At 69.0% G+C, this 18,573-nt stretch carries 17 protein-coding genes; 6 read left to right on the forward strand and 11 right to left on the reverse strand.

The window, feature by feature from the left end; all coding sequences use genetic code 11:
- Positions 1 to 72: 72 nt before the first annotated feature.
- The 7 genes from HLH34_RS04785 to HLH34_RS04815 form a co-directional block, all read right to left on the reverse strand.
- Complete coding sequence (locus HLH34_RS04785; protein ID WP_183118462.1) at positions 73 to 1,005, reverse strand: electron transfer flavoprotein subunit alpha/FixB family protein; 933 nt, start codon at positions 1,003 to 1,005, stop codon at positions 73 to 75.
- 2 nt (positions 1,006 to 1,007) lie between these two features.
- Complete coding sequence (locus tag HLH34_RS04790; RefSeq protein ID WP_183118463.1) at positions 1,008 to 1,757, reverse strand: electron transfer flavoprotein subunit beta/FixA family protein; 750 nt, start codon at positions 1,755 to 1,757, stop codon at positions 1,008 to 1,010.
- Between the two features lie 74 nt (positions 1,758 to 1,831).
- Entirely contained in the window at positions 1,832 to 3,469 is a 1,638-nt protein-coding gene (locus HLH34_RS04795) for an electron transfer flavoprotein-ubiquinone oxidoreductase (protein WP_183118464.1), read from the reverse strand.
- Positions 3,470 to 3,596: 127 nt separating this feature from the next.
- Positions 3,597 to 4,298: a 2OG-Fe(II) oxygenase gene (locus tag HLH34_RS04800; RefSeq protein WP_240161951.1), complete on the reverse strand. Its 702-nt coding sequence runs from the start codon at positions 4,296 to 4,298 to the stop codon at positions 3,597 to 3,599.
- Positions 4,282 to 5,652, reverse strand: a complete 1,371-nt coding sequence (gene hemN, locus HLH34_RS04805) for an oxygen-independent coproporphyrinogen III oxidase (protein ID WP_264784399.1) — start codon at positions 5,650 to 5,652, stop codon at positions 4,282 to 4,284. Before hemN ends, HLH34_RS04800 begins: the two co-directional genes overlap by 17 nt.
- Before the next feature lie 4 nt (positions 5,653 to 5,656).
- Positions 5,657 to 6,448 carry an OmpW/AlkL family protein gene (locus HLH34_RS04810; RefSeq protein WP_183118466.1) on the reverse strand — a complete coding sequence of 264 codons (792 nt, stop codon included), beginning with the start codon at positions 6,446 to 6,448 and terminating at the stop codon, positions 5,657 to 5,659.
- Positions 6,449 to 6,536: 88 nt separating this feature from the next.
- Positions 6,537 to 7,016, reverse strand: coding sequence for a hypothetical protein (locus HLH34_RS04815; RefSeq protein ID WP_183118467.1), 480 nt, complete (start codon positions 7,014 to 7,016; stop codon positions 6,537 to 6,539).
- Between the two features lie 191 nt (positions 7,017 to 7,207).
- Between HLH34_RS04815 and HLH34_RS04820 the strand changes: the two genes are divergently transcribed.
- The gene (locus HLH34_RS04820; protein WP_183118468.1) at positions 7,208 to 7,960 is read left to right on the forward strand and encodes a Crp/Fnr family transcriptional regulator; all 753 of its coding nucleotides are present in this window, start codon (positions 7,208 to 7,210) and stop codon (positions 7,958 to 7,960) included.
- An 80-nt stretch (positions 7,961 to 8,040) separates the two neighbouring features.
- Here the strand turns inward: HLH34_RS04820 and HLH34_RS04825 are convergent, their stop codons facing one another.
- Entirely contained in the window at positions 8,041 to 9,270 is a 1,230-nt protein-coding gene (locus HLH34_RS04825; protein ID WP_183118469.1) for an AI-2E family transporter, read from the reverse strand.
- A gap of 295 nt (positions 9,271 to 9,565) precedes the next feature.
- On the opposite strand from HLH34_RS04825, the gene pqqA reads away from it, so the two are divergent.
- From pqqA to pqqE, 5 genes are read left to right on the forward strand one after another with little or no spacing between them, the layout of a single operon-like run.
- Positions 9,566 to 9,646 (forward strand): pyrroloquinoline quinone precursor peptide PqqA, encoded by an 81-nt coding sequence (gene pqqA, locus HLH34_RS04830; protein WP_182940777.1) that lies wholly within the window; start codon positions 9,566 to 9,568, stop codon positions 9,644 to 9,646.
- Positions 9,647 to 9,702: 56 nt separating this feature from the next.
- On the forward strand, positions 9,703 to 10,626 hold the full coding sequence (gene pqqB / locus HLH34_RS04835) for a pyrroloquinoline quinone biosynthesis protein PqqB (RefSeq protein ID WP_183118470.1): 924 nt from the start codon (positions 9,703 to 9,705) through the stop codon (positions 10,624 to 10,626).
- Between the two features lie 10 nt (positions 10,627 to 10,636).
- Positions 10,637 to 11,374 (forward strand): pyrroloquinoline-quinone synthase PqqC, encoded by a 738-nt coding sequence (gene pqqC / locus HLH34_RS04840; RefSeq protein WP_183118471.1) that lies wholly within the window; start codon positions 10,637 to 10,639, stop codon positions 11,372 to 11,374.
- The gene (gene pqqD / locus HLH34_RS04845; RefSeq protein WP_183118472.1) at positions 11,371 to 11,673 is read left to right on the forward strand and encodes a pyrroloquinoline quinone biosynthesis peptide chaperone PqqD; all 303 of its coding nucleotides are present in this window, start codon (positions 11,371 to 11,373) and stop codon (positions 11,671 to 11,673) included. Before pqqC ends, pqqD begins: the two co-directional genes overlap by 4 nt.
- Complete coding sequence (gene pqqE, locus HLH34_RS04850; RefSeq protein WP_183118473.1) at positions 11,670 to 12,776, forward strand: pyrroloquinoline quinone biosynthesis protein PqqE; 1,107 nt, start codon at positions 11,670 to 11,672, stop codon at positions 12,774 to 12,776. Before pqqD ends, pqqE begins: the two co-directional genes overlap by 4 nt.
- Before the next feature lie 237 nt (positions 12,777 to 13,013).
- Here pqqE and HLH34_RS04855 read toward each other — a convergent pair whose 3' ends face one another.
- The 3 genes from HLH34_RS04855 to HLH34_RS04865 all read right to left on the reverse strand — a co-directional run bounded on the left by HLH34_RS04855 (position 13,014) and on the right by HLH34_RS04865 (position 18,561).
- Positions 13,014 to 15,230: a TonB-dependent receptor gene (locus HLH34_RS04855; RefSeq protein ID WP_183118660.1), complete on the reverse strand. Its 2,217-nt coding sequence runs from the start codon at positions 15,228 to 15,230 to the stop codon at positions 13,014 to 13,016.
- A 246-nt stretch (positions 15,231 to 15,476) separates the two neighbouring features.
- Positions 15,477 to 16,868, reverse strand: a complete 1,392-nt coding sequence (locus HLH34_RS04860) for a cation:dicarboxylate symporter family transporter (RefSeq protein WP_183118474.1) — start codon at positions 16,866 to 16,868, stop codon at positions 15,477 to 15,479.
- 10 nt (positions 16,869 to 16,878) lie between these two features.
- Positions 16,879 to 18,561: an ATP-binding protein gene (locus HLH34_RS04865; RefSeq protein ID WP_183118661.1), complete on the reverse strand. Its 1,683-nt coding sequence runs from the start codon at positions 18,559 to 18,561 to the stop codon at positions 16,879 to 16,881.
- Positions 18,562 to 18,573: the final 12 nt, after the last annotated feature.

Genomic DNA, 18,573 nt, shown 5'->3' on the forward strand with positions numbered 1-18,573 from the left:
CCATGACTTCGTGAAACGAGACGGGAAGGCAAGGGCCGAGGCCCTTGCCGGGTTCGGGCGGACGCCCGGAAATCAGCCGGCCTTGTCCAGCGCGGCCTCAAGCTGCGGCAGAACCTCGAACAGGTCGCCCACCAGCCCGTAATCCGCGACCTGGAAGATCGGGGCCTCGGGGTCCTTGTTGATCGCCACGATGACTTTGCTGTCCTTCATGCCGGCCAGATGCTGGATGGCGCCGGAAATACCGACGGCGATGTACAGCTCGGGTGCGACGATCTTGCCGGTCTGCCCGACCTGATAGTCGTTGGACACGAACCCGGCGTCGACGGCCGCGCGCGACGCGCCGATGGCCGCCCCCAGCCGGTCGGCCAGGGGTTCGAGCCGCTTGAAATTCTCCTCGTTCTGCAGGCCGCGGCCGCCGGAAACGATGATGCGCGCGGCGTCCAGTTCGGGCCGCTCGGACTTCGAGCGTTCGATGGATACGAATTCCGACACCGCCGGGGCGTCGGGCGCCGTGACCTCGCGCACCGCGGCATTGCCGCCCTCGGCCGGGGCCGGGTCGAAATTCGAGGCGCGAACCGTCAGCACCTTCTTCGCATCCGACGATTTCACCGTCGCCAGCGCGCTGCCGGCATAGATCGGGCGGACGAAGGTCTCGCCATCGACGATCGACACCACGTCGGGGATCGGCTGCACGTCCAGCAGGGCGGCGGCACGGGGCAGCACGTTCTTAGCGGTGGCGCCCGACGCCGCGACGATGTGGCTGTACGCGCCGGCCAGCGACGCGATCAGGGCGGCCAGCGGTTCGGCCAGGTCGTGGGCGCTGCCGGCGTCGGTCGCGCGCAGCACCTGCGCGATGCCAGGGATCTGCGCGGCGGCGGCGGCAACGGCCGCGTCGCCGGTGACCAGGGCGTGGACGTCGCCCAGGGCCAGAGCCGCGGTGACGGCGGAACGGGAAGCCTGCCTGATCGCGCCGGCCTCGTGGTCCAGAAGAACGAGTACGGTCATGATCAGATCACCTTCGCTTCGTTACGCAGACGCGCCACAAGATCGGCGGCGGACTCGACCTTGACGCCCGCCTTGCGCGTCGGCGGCTCGGCCACCGACAGGGTGGTCAGGCGCGGTGTCACATCCACCCCCAGATCGCCGGGGGCCACCGTTTCCATGGGCTTCTTGCGCGCCTTCATGATGTTGGGCAGCGAGGCATAGCGCGGCTCGTTCAGGCGCAGGTCAGCCGTCACGATCGCCGGCAGCGCCAGCGACACGGTTTCCAGCCCGCCGTCGATTTCGCGCGTCACCACGGCGCGGCCGTCGGCGATTTCGATCTTGCTGGCGAAGGTGCCCTGCGACCAGCCCAGCAGGCCGGCCAGCATCTGGCCTGTCGCGTTCATGTCGTCGTCGATCGCCTGCTTGCCCAGGATCACAAGATCCGGGCTTTCCTTCGCCACCAGCGCCTTCAGGACCTTGGCGACGCCCAGCGGTTCCACCGCCACGTCGGTCAGGACCAGGATGGCGCGGTCGGCCCCCATCGCCAGCGCCGTGCGCAACGTGTCCTGCGCCTGCTGCACGCCGATCGACACCGCCACGATCTCGGTCGCGATGCCTTTTTCCTTCAGGCGCACCGCTTCCTCGACCGCGATCTCGTCGAACGGGTTCATCGACATCTTCACGCCCGCCGTCTCGACACCCGTGCCGTCCGCCTTCACGCGGGGCTTGATGTTGAAATCGATCACGCGTTTTACCGGGACAAGAACCTTCATTGACGTCTTTGCCTGTTGCCTTCGGAGGGAGGGGGGCCGTTCAGGACGCCCCCATACCGCATTTCACCGGAAAATCACATCCCGCCCGGATAGTTCGGGCCGCCCGCACCCTCGGGCGTGACCCAGTCGATGTTCTGGGCCGGGTCCTTGATGTCGCAGGTCTTGCAGTGCACGCAGTTCTGCGCGTTGATCTGCAGGCGCGGCGCGGTGTCGGTATCGACGGCCTCGTACACCGCCGCGGGGCAGTAGCGGCTTTCGGGCGAGCGGAACACGTCCCAGTTGACCGTCTTCCACAGGTCGGGGTTGCGCACCTTCAGATGGACCGGCTGGTCTTCCTCGTGGTTCGTGGCGGACAGGAAGACCGAGGACAGGCGGTCGAAGGTGATCCGGCCGTCCGGCTTGGGGTAGGCGATCGGCGTCGAGACGGTGGCCGATTCCAGGACCTCGTTATCCGCATGGCGGTGGTGCAGGGTCCACGGCGCGCGGCCGCGCAGCAGCATGGCGTCGATCCCGGAATAGAGCGCGCCGCCCTTCATGCCGAACCGCGCGAAGGCCGGACGGATGTTGCGGACCCCGCGCAGTTCCTGCCACAGCCACGATTGCCGCACCCGCCTGGTATAGGACGCGGGTTCGGCCTTGCCGGCCGCCATCGCCTCGGCCACCGCCTCGGCCGCCAGCATGCCGGATTTCATGGCGGTGTGGGTGCCCTTGATCTTGGGCACGTTCAGGAAGCCCGCCGCGTCGCCGACCAGCGCGCCGCCGGGGAAGGTCAGGCGCGGCACCGACTGCAGCCCGCCCTCGGACAGGGCGCGGGCGCCATAGGCGATGCGCCGGCCGCCCTCGAAGAACTTGCGGAAGGACGGATGCAGCTTCAGGCGCTGCATCTCGTCGAACGGCGACAGCCAGGTGTTGGGGTAGTCCAGCCCGACGACGAAGCCGTAGGACACCAGGTTCTCGCCGAAATGGTACATCCACGCGCCGCCATAGGTGCGGTCGTCCAGCGGCCAGCCGAAGCTGTGCTGCACCAGGCCGGGGCGGTGCAGGTCCTTGGGGATTTCCCACAATTCCTTGATGCCCAGGCCGTAGGTCTGCGGGTCCACGCCCTTGCGCAGGTTGTACATCGCCATCGCCCGCTTGGTCAGCGAGCCGCGGCAGCCTTCGGCGAACAGGGTATAGCGGGCGCGCAGTTCCATGCCGGGCGCATAGTTCGCGCCGGGCTGGCCGTCACGGCCGATGCCCATGTCGCCGGTGGCGACGCCCACCACGCGGCCGTCTTCCTCCAGGATTTCGGCGCCGGCGAAGCCGGGATAGATCTCGACGCCCAGTTCCTCGGCCTGGACCGCCAGCCAGCGGCAGACATCGCCCAGGCTGACGATGTAATTGCCGTGGTTGCGCATGTGCGGCATCACGCGGTCCAGCATCGGCACCGTGTAGCCCCGGCTTTCGGTGAGGTAGAGCATCGCCTCCTCGCTCACCGGGGTGTTCAGCGGCGCGCCGCGTTCCTGCCAGTCGGGCAGCAGTTCGGCCAGCGCCCTGGGTTCGATCACCGCGCCCGACAGGATGTGGGCACCGATCTCGCTCCCTTTCTCGATCAGGCACACCGTCGCGTCGGGCGCCAGTTGCCGCAGCCGGATGGCCGCCGCCAGGCCGGCCGGACCCCCGCCGACAATGACCACATCGAATTCCATCGTCTCGCGCGCGTGTTCGGTCATACCTCTCTCGGTCCTGCTGCGCCATGATCGGGGGGAGCCACGGCCTGGGTGGAAATTCCTGGATGCATTCCTAGAACCGAACCGGGCCGAAACGCAAAAAAATGACCGTGGGGTGTCCGCGCGAGGATCAGCCCGCCGGGCCGAAGGCCAGTTCCTGGGTGGCGCACCACTCGGGACCGACGAAATTGACGATCAGCGACCGGCGCAGGCCCCGGATCGGGCGGCGCACGAACCCGTGCCAGCTGTCGGAAGCCGGCACGAACAGCAGGCCGGAATTGAATGCCCCGGACGCCCGGGCGACGGCGCGCCCGTCGCCGGTCATCAGGTCGGTCCCCCACGCGGCGGCATCGGCATCGGTGGACAACGACACCAGAAGCGTCAGCTTCTTGGCCCCGATATCGGTATGGGGTTCCAGCCAGAACCCGTCCGTGTCCAGGCACAGTTCCAGCCGCAGCGCCGTCCCCGCCAGCCGCGCGCCACACAGGCCCGCCAGCGCCTGCCGCGTCGCGGGGGCGTCGAACATGTCTGCAAGGACGGCCAGGCCAGGGACCCGCGCGCGCTGGGACGGGGTGACGAAGACACGGTTGGCGTTTCGGGCCTCGCGCCGGCCGCCGGTGTCGCCGCCCCGGGCTCCGCGGCCGGGGTCCCAGTCCAGCAGGGCCGCCACGCAGGCGGGCGGCAGGAGGTCGGCCAGCGTCCAGTGCGCGAACGGCCAGTCCGCGCCTTGTGCCGCGTCCAGCGACGCGGCGAGGCAGGCCCGCGCCGCCTGGGTCACGACGGCCTGCCCCACGGCCGGGCGCGGATCGTCCTGTTCAGATGGCGGCGGCATGCCGTGTCACGTCAGCCGGGGCGCGATAGGCATCGAACAGGGCGGCCACCGTGCGCAGGAACGGCCGTCCGGCCTCGGTGACGCGGATCACCGGCCCGTCCAGCGTCACGAACCCGTCCGCCGCCAGTTGTCCCAGCGCGGGGGCGGCGTCCGCGAAGCAATCGTCGGGCGCGGCGTGGCGGCGGGCGATGTCGGCCAGGTCGGCGCGCAGGTCGCACATCAGCGCCTCGATCACGTCGGCCCGCAACCGGTCCTGGGCGGTGCGGCGCACGCCGCGCACCACCGGCAGAATGCGCGCGGGGTCGGCCAGCAGACGGGCGTAGGCGGCGGTAGTCGTCGCGTTCTGGGTCAGGCCCGGCCCGAAGGCGGAAATCGCCGAGGCGCCGACGCCGATCAGCACCGACGCCGGATCGACGGTATAGCCCTGGAAATTGCGGCGCAGCGTTCCAGCCTCGGCGGCCAGGGCCATGCGGTCGGCGGGCCGCGCGTAATGGTCCAACCCGATGGCCCGGTAGCCCGCGCGGCGCAGCACCGTGTCGATCCGCGCGCGCTGGGCCAGGCGGTCGGCCGGACCGGGCAGGGCGTCGGCGGGCAGCATGGCTTGCCGCTTCTGCTTCCAGGGTACGTGGGCGTAGCCGAACACTGCCAGCCGGTCGGGGCGCAGGGCCGCAACCGAGGCGGCGGTGTCGCCGACACCCTGCTCGGTCTGGTGCGACAGGCCGTAGATCAGGTCGATATTGACGGACCCGATGCCGGCGTCGCGCACCCGCCGGATGCAGTCCGCGGTCTGCGCGTGGCTCTGGATGCGGCCGCAGGCGCGCTGCACCTCGGGGTCGAGGTCCTGCACGCCGAGGCTGACGCGATTGAAGCCCAGCGCCCCCAGCAGGGCCGGATACTCGTCGGGCAGGTAGCGGGGGTCGAGTTCGATGGCGATTTCGGCGCTGGCCTCGACGCGGAACAGGCGGCGGATGGTCTGCATGACCTGCCGCAGGGTGCCGGGCGGCAATGTGGTGGGCGTGCCGCCGCCCCATTGCACATGCGACACCGGGCGCCCGGGGCCGAGCCGTTCGGCCACGCGCGACAGTTCGTCGATCAGCAGCGCGCCGTAGGCCGCCCGCCCGTCGGGGTTGCGCATCACGGCGGTGTTGCACCCGCAGAACAGGCACAGCGCATCGCAGAACGGCACGTGCAGATACAGCGACAGCGCCGTCCCCGACGGGACGGCGCGCAGCCAGGCATCGGCGTCCGCCGGGCCGATATCCCCGGTGAACTGCGCCGCCGTCGGATAGCTGGTATAGCGCGGCAGGTTCCCCCCGTAGCGGGACAGGAGATCGGAGGAAACCGCCGCGGTCACAGGATCAGAACCGGTATTCGATACCGGCGCCGACGACCGTCGGGTCGAGCGAATCATGCGCCCGGATGAAGGGCCCGCTGGAGCCGCCACGGTCGTTCGCCCAGGCATGCATGCGCATGAACATCTGCTTGACGTCGAAGTTGAAGAACCAGTTGCCGACCAGCTGATAGTCGAAGCCGGCATTGACGGACGGGCCGCCGGTGAAGCCGACATTCAGCTTCTGCACCAGGCCGCCGGCCGGCGAGATGTTGTGGAACCACGCCATCGTGCCGCCAACGCCCACATAGGGGTTGAAGCGCTTGTGCGGACGGAAATGCCAGGCAAACGTCACGGTCGGCGGCAGGACCCAGGCGCTGCCGACATCGACATGGGCGGAGCCGCCCACGCCCTCGGCCGCGACCTCGTGCCGCGTGCTGGCGGCGATCAGGTCGACCGACAGGTTATCGGTGAAGAAATATTCGAACGTCAGTTCCGGCATCACCTGGCGGGTGGTCTTGATCCGGCCCGGCACCGCCGCGCCGTTGATCCACAGCTTGCTGTCGCGGTCCTCGGGCATCACACCCAGCGCGGACAGGCGGATCAGGAAGTCGCCCTTGCCCAGGCCGATCTTGGTGCTGGCGCAGGTTTCGAACAGCCCGCAATGCCCGCCATGCGCGGGCGGCGGCGCGACGACCGGGGCGACGACCGGCGCGTTCACGTAGGCCGACGGGGTGGCGGTCTGCGCGTATCCCGCGACGGGCGCCAGCATCGCCATGCCGACCGCCATGTGGAAGGCAAGGCTACGGGTCAGTTTCATTCGTTTCGGGCCTCTTGATCTTTTCGCGATGAACACATCGTGTGGTCTGGCAAAGATCACGGGCATCCAGGCGCCGCCTTGACATGAATCAAGACGGTCCGGCCGGGGGATCGGCCACCAGCCGCACCGTGACGGCGCCCGCTTCCCGGTGGCCCCGCGCCGCCAGGCCGGCCAGCAATGCGGGTTCGGTGGCCGGCAGCATCGTGCGGACCGCGCCGCACCGGGCCTGCCGCGCCAGGGCGTCCAGCGCCGGCAGGAAGGCGTCCAGCACCGCCCCATGGTCCCCGAAGGTCAGGACGATGAAATGCTCGGCCGTCAGAACCCGGCCGAAACGCATATCTGAGTCGCAGTGAAAGGATATCAGGCCGCAGGGAAAGCCGCCGCCCCCATGGCGCGCCACCAGCATCCCCCGCCGCAGGCGGGGGCCGGGCCGCGTGGCGCGCCGTGCCGAACGCATCCACAGGCGGCGGTCCATTGCCGGAAAGGCCGACCGGACGAGGGGGTAGACCACGGCGATGTCGTCGGGCCGCAGCAGGTCGACGACAATGCGGGAAGCATGATTATCCAACGGGCGACCCGGCCTTCTTTTTGTCATTGCCCGGGGACGCTCGCGATCACGGCCCTTTCGGGCATTGATTCAGATCAACTCTGCCCGCATTCTGCGCCCATGTCGTGTCCCGCTGGCGAGCCCCGCCTTCCGGCGGACCACGGACCCGTCCACCCCCGGACAGGTCCGAACCGGGAGGAGCCCGGAGCACAATGCCTGACCAGACCACCTGCCAGTTCGAGGCCCGGCCCCGCCGTATCAGCCTGGCGGGCGCGCATCGCAGCCCGGAATACTGCCTGAGCTGCGGCGTCCGCGGCCGCAGCGTGTGCAGTGTCGTGGACGATGCCGACATCGCCCGGCTGGCGGAAACGGCGGTCGAGACGCTGGTGCTGCCGGGCCGCTGCTTCATCGAGGAAGGCGGGCCGGCGACCGATTTCTTCAACATCACCGCGGGCACCGTCAAACTGTTCAAAGCGCTGCCGGACGGGCGGCGGCAGATCACCGGTTTTGCCGGGACGGGCCATTTCCTGGGGCTGGCGGTGTCCGACCATTACGCCTTCGGGGCCGAGGCCCTGGACACCGTGCGGCTGTGCCGGTTTTCGCGCGCGCGGATGCGGCATCTGCTGGACGATTTCCCCCGGATGGAGCGCCGCCTGCTGGAGGAAGCATCGAACGAGCTGGTCGCGGCCCAGAACCAGATGCTGCTGCTGGGCCGCAAGACCGCGCGCGAGCGGGTGGCGAGCTTCCTGCTGGACCGCGTGCAGGACGCCCTGGACCCCACCGGCGTCGTCCCCCTGCCGATGACCCGCGCGGACATCGCCGATTATCTGGGCCTGACGATCGAGACCGTCAGCCGGACACTGAGCTGGCTGCGCCGCGAAGGCATGATCGCCATCGGCAAGGGCCACGCCATCCACATCGCCGCGATGCCGCGGCTGGAAGCCCTGGCCAGCGGCGACGCCTGAGGGATCGGGTCGGGCTTTGCCCGAACCCACCAGGGATAAGACGACCGGGTTTTCAGGGCAGCGCCCTGGGGTATGTCACGTCAGTCCGCGCGCCATTTCGAGCGTCCGGGCATTATCGCGGACTGGACCGTGCGCGGGCGCGTCGGGCCACCGACGATATGGCCGATCGGCGTCAGCACGTCGACATGGTCGCAGATGATCTTGAAGACCGCCAGCAGCGGGACCGACAGGAACGCCCCCCATACGCCCCACAGCCAGTCCCAGAACATCAGCGAGCCCATGACCAGCACCGGGTTCAGGGTGAAGCGGCGGGCCAGCACCATGGGGGTGATCGTCTCGCCTTCCATCAGGTGGATGCACAGATAGACCGCCGGCGGCAGCAATGCCTGCAGGATCGAGGGGAAGACGAACAGGCTGACGACGAAATAGATCACGATGCCGGTCATCGGCCCGATGATGGGGATATAGTTCAGCAGGAACGCCACCACCCCCCACAGCAGCGGGTTCGGCAGGCCGAACACCCAGCACTGCAGCATGTTCGCCAGCCCCACCAGCACGTTGATGATCGTGATCGTGGTCAGGTACAACGAGACGTTGCGTTCGATCTGGTAGGCGATCTGCACCGCGCGGCGCTTGTCGGCGAAGGTCGGCATGATCTCGACGAAGCGGCGCAGCAGGCTGTCGCCCTGCGCCAGCAGGAAGAACAGCATCAGCATCATCGTGAACAGCTGCCCGACGAAGGCGCGGGTGCCCAGCAGGACGCTGGAGCCGAACGTGCCCAGCCCCCCGCCGGGTGTCGACGACGGCGCCAGCAGCACCACCTGCGCGCCTCCGCCATGGCTGCGCTGGCCGCCGACGACCGACAGGAAGTTCGCAATCCGGTCGTTGGCCGCCTGGATCATCTGGATTGGTCCGCGCAGCACCACCAGGTGGGCCTGAAGTGCCGCCATTGTCTGCGGCGCGCGGGCGATCCAGCCGGCGGCGGGGACGGAAATCGCCGTCCCGATGGCGCCGACGACCCCGAACACGCACAGGATCAGCAACAGCGCCGCCAGCGTCTTGGGCAGGCGCAGCCGGAAGTGCAGCATCCGCATCGGCGCCGACAGCAGCAGGTTCACGACCAGCGCCAGCACGATGGGCAGGATGATCGCCGCCGCGAAATACAGGGTGTAGAACACCGCCAGGATCGTCAGGACCAGCAGACACACCGTCTGCACGCTCAGGCGGCTGCGCCGCACGACCTCGATGGCGCGCTGCTGCTGGTGCGCGTCGAACGTCGTGGGATCGTCGATATCGGGTACAGGCGGCATGACCCTGTCTCATGGCTTGGCGCTCCGCCGGACCGGCCGGCGCCTTGGGTTGGGGTAGTCTTCCGCCACCGCGCGCGCAAGGCACAAGTGGCGGCGCATCGGTGCCCCGCGCAATGCGCAACGACGGATCGGAAAACCCGTCAGGTCACAGAAACGTGAGGCTGTGTGCGCGCCGACAGGGACGATTTGCGCAGATCGGCTCTTGAAACCACCGGCGATCGGGTTTCACCTCTGCCGAGGAAGGGGATCGCCCCTTGCACGGCCCCCCGAGGGCAATCGGACGACGGAGGATGTCATGGCCTGGACTGCACCCAAGATCACCGAAATTCCGCTGGGCGCGGAAATCAACACCTACGTCTGCGGCGAAAAGAAGTAAGCCGATCGCGCCGCCCGCCTCGCGCGGGCGGCGTTTTTCTTCTAGAGCTGTCGGCCATGATCGACATCATCGTTCTCGGCGCGGCGGCGGGCGGCGGCTTTCCGCAATGGAATTCCAACGCCATCGGCTGCAGGCGCGCCAGGGCCGGGGATCCGGCGGCGCCGGCCCGCACCCAGGCTTCAATTGCCATCAGCGGCGACGGCCGGCACTGGTTCGTCGTCAATGCCTCGCCCGACCTGCGCACGCAGATCGGCCAGACCCAGGCCCTGCATCCGCAGGAAGGCCTGCGCTCCACCCCCATCGCCGGAGTGATCCTGACCGGGGGCGAGGTCGACACCGTCACCGGCCTGCTGACCCTGCGCGAACGCCAGCCCTTTACCCTGCTGGCGACGCGGCCGGTGCTGGACCTGCTGGATGCCAACCCCATCTTCGAAGCCCTGGACCGCGCGGTCGTCGCCCGCGCCACCCTGCCGCTGGATACCCCCTGCACGCTGGCGCTGCCCGACGGCGCCCCGGCCGGCCTGACCGTCACCGCGTTTGCGGTGCCCGGCAAGGTGCCGCTCTACACCGAAAGCGGGCCGGACCCTGCGGCGATCGTCGAGAATGGCGAGACGATCGGGCTGGTGATTTCGGACGGGACCCGGCAGGCGTTCTTCATCCCCGGCTGCGCGCGCATGACCGACGCCCTGCGCGCGCGCCTGCGCGGTGCGGAACTGGTGTTCTTCGACGGCACGCTGTGGCGGGATGACGAGATGATCCGCGCCGGGGTCGGGCAGAAGACCGGCCAGCGGATGGGGCATATGTCCGTCGCGGGCGACGGCGGCGTCATCGCCGCGTTCGCGGACCTGGACGTGCGGCGCAAAGTGCTGATCCACATCAATAATTCGAACCCCGTCTTGCTGGCGGACAGCCCCGAGCACCAGGCGGCCCGCGATGCGGGATGGGATGTCGCCCATGACGGCATGAGACTTACGGCATAAGGATCGCGGCATGACCGGCCAGTCTGTTTCCCCCGATGCGCTGGAGGACGCCCTGCGCGCCATCGGCGCCGAGCGGTATCACAACCTGCATCCGTTCCATCGGGCGCTGCACGGCGGGACGTTGACCCGGCCGCAGGTGCAGGCCTGGGCGCTGAACCGCTATTACTACCAGTGCCGGATCCCGGCGAAGGACGCGACGCTGCTGGCCCGCCTGCCGACGGCGGAACTGCGCCGGGAATGGCGGCGGCGGCTAGTCGACCATGACGGCGACGCCCCGGGCACCGGCGGCGTGGCACGCTGGCTGAAGCTGACGGACGGGCTGGGGCTGGACCGCGCCTATGTCGAATCACTGGACGGGCTGCTGCCGGCGACCCGCTTCGCCGTCGATGCCTATGTCGCGTTCGTGCGCGACCGATCGATCCTGGAAGCCATCGCCTCATCGCTGACCGAGCTGTTTTCCCCCACCATCATCAGCGAGCGCGTGTCGGGCATGCTGCGGCACTATGACTTCGTGACGCCCGAGACGCTGGCCTATTTCCAGCCCCGGCTGACGCAGGCGCCGCGCGATTCCGACTTCGCCCTGGCCTATGTCCGCGAACACGCCCGCACCGCCGGGCAGCAGACGGCCGTACTGAACGCCCTGAAATTCAAATGCGGCGTGCTGTGGGCGATGCTGGACGCGCTGGATTACGCCTATGTCGCGCCGGGACGCATCCCGCCCGGCGCCTTCCGGCCCGATCCCTCATGACCGACCAGCCCGCCCCGGCGGGGCCCGACACGGCCGAGCAGGCGGTCGTGCGCTTCATGCGCGGCGTCCGCCTGCAGCATGACCGGGTGCGCGACCAGTGGGTGATCCAGGCGCCGGAACGCGCCTTTGTTCCCGATCCGGTCGCGACCGAGATCCTGCGGCTGGTCGATGGACAGAGGCCGGTTTCCGCCATCATCGACGATCTGGCCGCCCGGTTCGACGCGCCGCGCCCCGTCATTGCCCGCGACGTGCTTGCGCTGATTGCCGAGTTGACCGGCCGGCAGGTGCTGACCACATGAACGCCATGCCTCCCGCCGCCCCCCCGCCGATGAGCCTGCTGGCCGAGCTGACTCATCGCTGTCCGCTGCAATGCCCGTACTGTTCCAACCCGCTGGCGCTGGACGGGCGGGAGAGCGAGCTTTCGACGGCCGAATGGCTTCGCGTCCTGGACCAGGCGGCCGAACTGGGCGTGCTGCAGGTGCATTTTTCGGGCGGCGAGCCCATGGCCCGCCCCGACCTGCCGGACCTGGTACGCTTTGCGGCCGGGCGCGGGCTATACACCAACCTGATCACGTCGGGCGTCCTGCTGACCGAGGCGAATTTCCGCGCGCTGGCCGATGCGGGGCTGGACCATGTCCAGCTTTCGTTCCAGGACGTCGATGCCGCACCGGCCGAAAAAATCGGCGGCATGACGGGCGCGCAGGTAAAGAAACTGGCTGCCGCGCGCATCGTCGTGGCGGACGGCATGCCGCTGACGCTGAATTTCGTCATCCATCGGGGCAATGTCGCGCGCATTCCCCGCATGCTGGACCTGGCACGCGACCTCGGCGCCCGGCGGGTGGAAATCGCGCATACGCAATATTACGGCTGGGGGCTGGTGAACCGGGCCGCCCTGATGCCCACCCGCGCCCAACTGGACGAGGCCACGCGCGCGGTCGAGGACGCGCGGGCCCGGCTGGGGCCGGCGCTGGCCATCGATTACGTCACCCCGGATTACTATGCCGACCAGCCCAAGCCCTGCATGGGCGGGTGGGGCCGGCGTTTCGTCAATGTCTCGCCCGCCGGGCGGGTCCTGCCCTGCCATGCCGCCGAAACGATCAAAAGTGTGGCCATTCCCGACATCCGCACCGCCAGCCTGGGCGAGATCTGGGCCGACGCGCCGCTGTTCCGCCTGTTCCGCGGCACGGACTGGATGCCCGAGCCCTGTCGCGGCTGCGCCCTGCGCGAGAAGGATTGGGGCGGCTGCCGCTGCCAGGCGCTGGCCCTGCTGGGCGATGCGGCGGCGACCGACCCGGTGTGCGCCAGGTCGCCGGCCCATGCGCGGATCACCGAAATCCTGGACAGCCTGCCGGACGCTCCGCCCCCGCTGGTCTATCGCCGTTTCGGTAATGCTCCGGCCTGACGGTGTCGCTTGGGGGCGTTGCCCCCAAACCCCGCCAAAGGCCGGCGGCCTTTGGAAACCGATCTGTTGATGCCGGATACGACGCGACAGCACAGGCCCTAAAAATTCAAAATCCCCGCAGAGCGTGTTTGAAAATGTGGGCTGGCGAGCGAGAGCGGAGCGGCCTTATGGGCCGTGAGCATCGGAGCGCAAAAATGCGCGTCGGATCGCCGCCAGCGCGCTTTTTCAAACACGCTCTCAGAGGTTGCAGGACACCCGGCCGCCGATAAAGCGCGGCGCGCCGGGGATGTAGAGGTAGGTCGTCGTCGCCTGCCCGCCCGAAGTGTAATACTGCCGGTTCAGGATGTTCGAGGCATAGAGCGTGACCTGCCAGTGGTCCGAGGCGGGCCGGAGCGTCACATGCGCGCCCAGCAGGAAATAGGGCGGAAGACGGTAGTACCCCGTCCCGCCCGGCGTGAGGGCCTGCGCACCGCGATAGAGCCAGTTGGGCCCGAATTCGACCGCGTAATCGGGGCTGACGGCCTGGCGCCAGTCGAGCTGGCCGTTGAGCGTCAGTTTCGGCTGACCGTTATCCACGCCTGCGAAATTGTCGTTGATCGCCTTCCACACGCCATGCTGCGCGTAATAGGCGTTCGTCCGGGCGCGGTTCACGGTGGGGAAATCCTGGAACGTGCCGCGCTGCCAGCCGAGATTCTGCGTGACGAACAAATGACGGAACGGATGGATGTCGATGGTCCCCTCGAAGCCCCAGCTTTCCGATTTCGGCACGTTGGTCAGCTGGCTCAACGGCCCGTAATCCGGGATCAGGATCGTGCCCAGAATCTGCTGGTTGTGGAAATCATTGTAGAAGGCGGCGGCATTGATCCGCAGCACGTTGGGAATGGGGTCGCTCTTCAGCCCCAGTTCATAGGTCAGCACGGTCTCGGGCCCGAAGGGCGCGAGCTGCGCCTGGACCTGCGTATTGTTGGCCGTGAACCCGCCGGGTTTGAAGCCCTTGCTCATCTTGTAATACAGCAGGACGTTCCGTGCCGCCTGCCACGATACGCCGACCTGGCCCGCGAACTGCGCCGCCGCCGTGCTCTCGCTGTGAAAATCCAGCGTGCGGCCGCCATAGACCTGCGACGTGAGCCCCGTAATCGCGCGGTCGTCGATCTCGTGCAGAAGCCCCGTGAAAAGCGTCACGTTCCCCGGCAGGCGGTAGCTGACATGGCCGAACTCGGACGTGGCCTCCTGATCCAGGCCGAAGCGCGAAACCTGCATGTAACCGCGTGCCGGCCGGTAGTCGGTGTAGTCGAAATAGAAGCTCTGGTTCATGCGCGAGCGCTGATAATACGCGCCGATCACCCATTGCAGCCTGTCCTCGGGATGCGTGTTCGACAGGCGCAGTTCCTGCGTGAAACTGTTGGCGGCGATCGTGCGGTAGGTGTCGGCCTGGGCGGCGGCGGTCGCGTCCTGGTCGGTGTACTCGCCCTCGCGCTCGGTCTCGAAGGCGCTGACCGAGGTCAGGGTCACGGGTCCGAAATCGTGGGCGACGTGAAGGTCGGCGCCCCAGAACCAGTTGTCCTCGCTGGGTTTCAGCCCGGCCTTCCGCCCGATCAGCTTCGTGAAGGCGTCCTTCGCCGACCATTCGGTCTGCGTCCAGCCGACGGTGGGGATCGGCGCGGAACCGATCAGGCGGGCGATCGGGATGGCACCCACCACCTGGCTCTCGTCGCGCATCACATGGCCGGACAGCAGGATGGTGGTCCGGGAATCCGGCGTCCATTTCAGTTTGGCGCGCAATGCCCAGCTATTGGCGTCGCCCAGATGGGCGCCGTCCAGCGGATCGGTCTGCCAGCCGCCGCCCTGGCGTACCTGCCCGGCAAGACGAAAGCTCAGCCCCCGCGCGATCGGCCCCGAGACATAGGCCTCGCTACGGCTGCGGGCGTAGGACGCCATGTCCTGGCTGGCGCCGAAATGGAACATGTTGGTGGGGTCGCGGGTTTGCAGCTTCACCTCGCCGCCGGTGGTCGACTGGCCGTGCTCGGTGCCGACCGGGCCGGGGGTGACGGTCACGTCCGCCAGGTCGAACATCATCCCGGACGCCATGGTCGAATAGGCATAGGCCACATCGTCCACGTAGGTCAGGACGGGGCCCATGTTATTCTGGGTGAAGTCGTTGAAGCCGAGGCCGCGCAGGTAGAAATTGGTCGAAGCCGTGCCGTTGATGCTCTGCACCGTCAGGTTCGGCGCCACATATTCCAGGCCGCGCAGGTCCACGACGCCCCGCTCGGTCAGCCGCTCGGCGGTCAGGCGTGTGGCGGAGTCCGCCAGGTGCTGGGCGCTGGCGTGGGTGAAGGCCCGGCGGATGCCGCTGACCTCGACCGTTTCCGGTGCAGAGGGATCCTGACGCGGCACGGGCTTCACGGCCGCCGTCTTCGCAGGCACGGCCAGAGCGGGCGCGCAGGCCAGCATCGTCACGCCGGCCAGGGAAACCCCCGCCGCCCTCAGCCGGCTTCCCCCGGTTCGGCGCATCTTCCTGTAACCGGTCATGCTGGGCCGCCGTACCTCCGTTCGAAATCGCATGTTCCCGCTGCGCTATGGCCGATCCCGCCCGAGGGTGCAATGGAGAGCCTGGCCCCCTCAGCGCCAAGGGCGCCTGCCCCAGGGCGCAGCCCTGAAACCCGCCAAAGGCCACAGGCCTCTGGAAACCCGGTCGTTTTATTCGTGCTCGGAGCCCAGGGCCTCGGGCCCCGCCGGGTTCGGGCAAAGTCCGCCCTGTCCGGCCAGCCTTTGACGCGGTTCAAGGGGCAGCGCCTGGCGCGCGCCCAGCACGCGGCGTGCGCGGCCGGCATCGAACTGCCCTTCCCATGCCGCGACGGCGACGGTCGCCACGCAGTTGCCGACCAGATTGCCCACCGCCCGGGCGATGCCGACGAACCAGTCGACCGACAGCACCAGCACCAGCCCGATGGGCGGGATGGACGGCACGACGGCCAGGGTTGCCGCCAGCACCACGATGCCGAAGCCCGGCACCCCGTGCGCGCCCTTGGACGTCACCAGCGCCATGCCCAGGATCAGCGCCAGCTGCCCCGGCGACAGCGGCGTGCCGGTCGCCTGCGCCAGGAACAGCGTCGCCAGCCCCAGATAGATCGACAGCGCGTCCAGGTTGAAGGAATAGCCCGCCGGCATGACCAGCCCCACGACATCCGCGCGCACGCCCAGCGCCGTCAGCTTGCGCATCACCTGCGGCATCACCGCGTCGGACGAGGTGGTGGCGCTGGTAATGATCAGTTCCTCGCGGAAATAGGCCAGGAACGGCAGCAACCCGACCCCGCACGCCCGCAGCACGCCGCCGAGGCAGACGGCGACGAAGGCCGCCACGATCAGGACGTAGAGCAGCACGAACGACATCAGCTGGCCCAGCGACCCCAGCCCGTAGCGCGCGGTGGTGTAGGCGACCGCGCCCAGCACCCCCAGCGGCGCGAACCACGTCACCACCCCCATCATGCGGAACAGCACGGCATTGACCGAGGCCACCAGGGCGCGGACCGGCTGGCCGGCGTCGCCGGACATCAGCAGGCACGCGCCGAACAGGATGGAGAAGAACAGGATTTCCAGCACGTCGTTGCGCGCGAAGGCCGCCACCGGGCTGGCGGGGATCAGGTTCAGCAGGAACCCCGCGACCCCGCCCTGCCGCATCGCGTCGGCATGCCCGGCATAGGCCGCCAGCGCCGAGGGATCGAGCGTGTCCATGCGCACGCCCATGTGCCGCCCCGGCGTAAACAGCCAGGCGCCGCCGACCCCCATCAGCAGGGCCAGGGTGGTCATGCCCTCGAAATACAGCAGCGCCTTGAGGCCGATCCGCCCCACCGCCCGCAGGGATTCAGCCCCGGCGATCCCCTGCACCACGACGCAGAACACCAGCGGCCCCACCACCATCGAAATCAGGTGCAGGAACGCATCGCCCAGCACGCGCAACCCCGCCGCCCACCCGGGTGCGGCGACGCCCAGCACTGCGCCCAGAACGGTGGCCGCCACCACCGTGACAAACAGGCGATGCCCCGATCCGCGCGCGGACAGGGTGGGGGCGGCGGGGGCGGAGGATGTCATGCGGTCCTTGTTATCCGACGCGGGGCAGGGTGACGACGAAGCGTGCGCCGACGACTGCCCCGTCGGCGCCCATGCGGTTTTCCGCCCGGATGGTGCCTTTCAGGGCCTCGACGATCTGGCGGCTGATGGACAGGCCCAGTCCGGAATGCTGGCCGAAATTCTCGCTGGTCGGGCGTTCGGAATAGAAACGGTCGAAAATGCCGTCCAGCTTGGCCGCCGGGATGCCCGGCCCTTCGTCCGTCACGGCGATTTCCACCATCCCGCCGGAGGCCGGCGCGGCCGCCAGCACGATCCGCCCATCGGACGGCGAGAACGAGATGGCGTTGCCGATCAGGTTGCGCAGCACCTGCACCAGCCGGTCTTCCACCGCCAGCACCGCCAGCGGCCGGTCGGGCGTCTCGCCAGTGCTGGTCACGCTCAGGATCGGCTGGCCGGGCGTGCGTGTCGCCTGGTGGATTTCGGCCAGCACGGCCAGGATGGGCACGACGGCGACCGGTTCGGTCCGCGCGCGCGACAGTTCGGCGTCCACGCGGCTGGCGTCGGAGATATCGGTGATCAGCCGGTCCAGCCGCCGGACGTCGTCGGTGATGATCGACAGCAGCCGCCGCTGCCGGTTGAGGTCCTCGATCCGGCCCAGCGTCTCGATGGCCGAGCGGATGGACGAGAGCGGATTCTTGATTTCATGGCTGACGTCGGCGGCGAAGCGTTCGATCGCGTCCATGCGCGCCCACAGCGCGCGGGCGCTGTCGCGCAGGGCGCGCGCGACCTCGCCGATCTCGTCCCGGCGGGCCAGCAGGCGGATGGGCACGGTGTCGGTCCGCCCCGACATCTCACGCATCACATGGGCCGACGCCGCCAGCCGCAGCAGCGGCCGCGCGATGGTCAGCGACAGGTACCACGACAGCAGCACGGTAATCGCCAGCGCCATCAGGAACAGCGACAGGATCGACGACCGCACGGCGAATACCGAGCGATCGACATCCCGCGCCTGGCGCGTCAACTGGATGATGCCGATGGTCTGGCCGTCATGCATCACCGGCTCGGCGACGGTGACGATCAGGTGGCGATGCGCGGTGCGGCGGATATAGGGCGGCATTTCCGGCGCCGACGGGCCGCCGGGGCCGGCCACCGGCTGGACGCTGGGGTCGGTGTCGGGTGTGTCCAGGGTCACGATGCGCGCGCCCGACAGGGTGGGCAGCAGCGACAGCAGCGCGTCATAGAACCGTTCGGCGAACCCCACGCGCGCCGGCGCGTCGTCGGCCAACCGGCCGCGGTCGCCGTCATCGTCGCCGCCCAGGGGCGAGGGCAACGGCTGGGCGTCGACATGCCCGCGCGCCCCGCCATGCTGGACCGCCGCCTCCTCGACGCGGCTGTCGGCCACGACCTGCCCGTCGGGCGCGAACAGGCGGGCATGGGCGCTGGGGCTGGGTTCGGTCAGGCGCAGCAGCAGCGGGCGGGCCAGCGGCGCGTCCAGCACCGGCTGCGCCCCGCGCCCGAAGGCGACCGCGCTCTGCCCCAGCGCGCCGGCATAGATCCGCGCCTGTTCGCGCAGCGCCGTGACCTCGGCCTCCAGCAGGCTGTTCTGGAACTGGTTGAGGTACAGCAGCGTCAGCGCCAGCAGCATCAGCGGCAGCGCGTTGACCAGCAGGATCCGGCGCATCAGCGGCGAGACCAGCCGCGTCCGGTATTCCATGTAGGCCGCCGC

It is taken from the genome of Gluconacetobacter azotocaptans (genome assembly GCF_014174355.1).
In the GTDB taxonomy this organism is placed as follows: domain Bacteria; phylum Pseudomonadota; class Alphaproteobacteria; order Acetobacterales; family Acetobacteraceae; genus Gluconacetobacter; species Gluconacetobacter azotocaptans.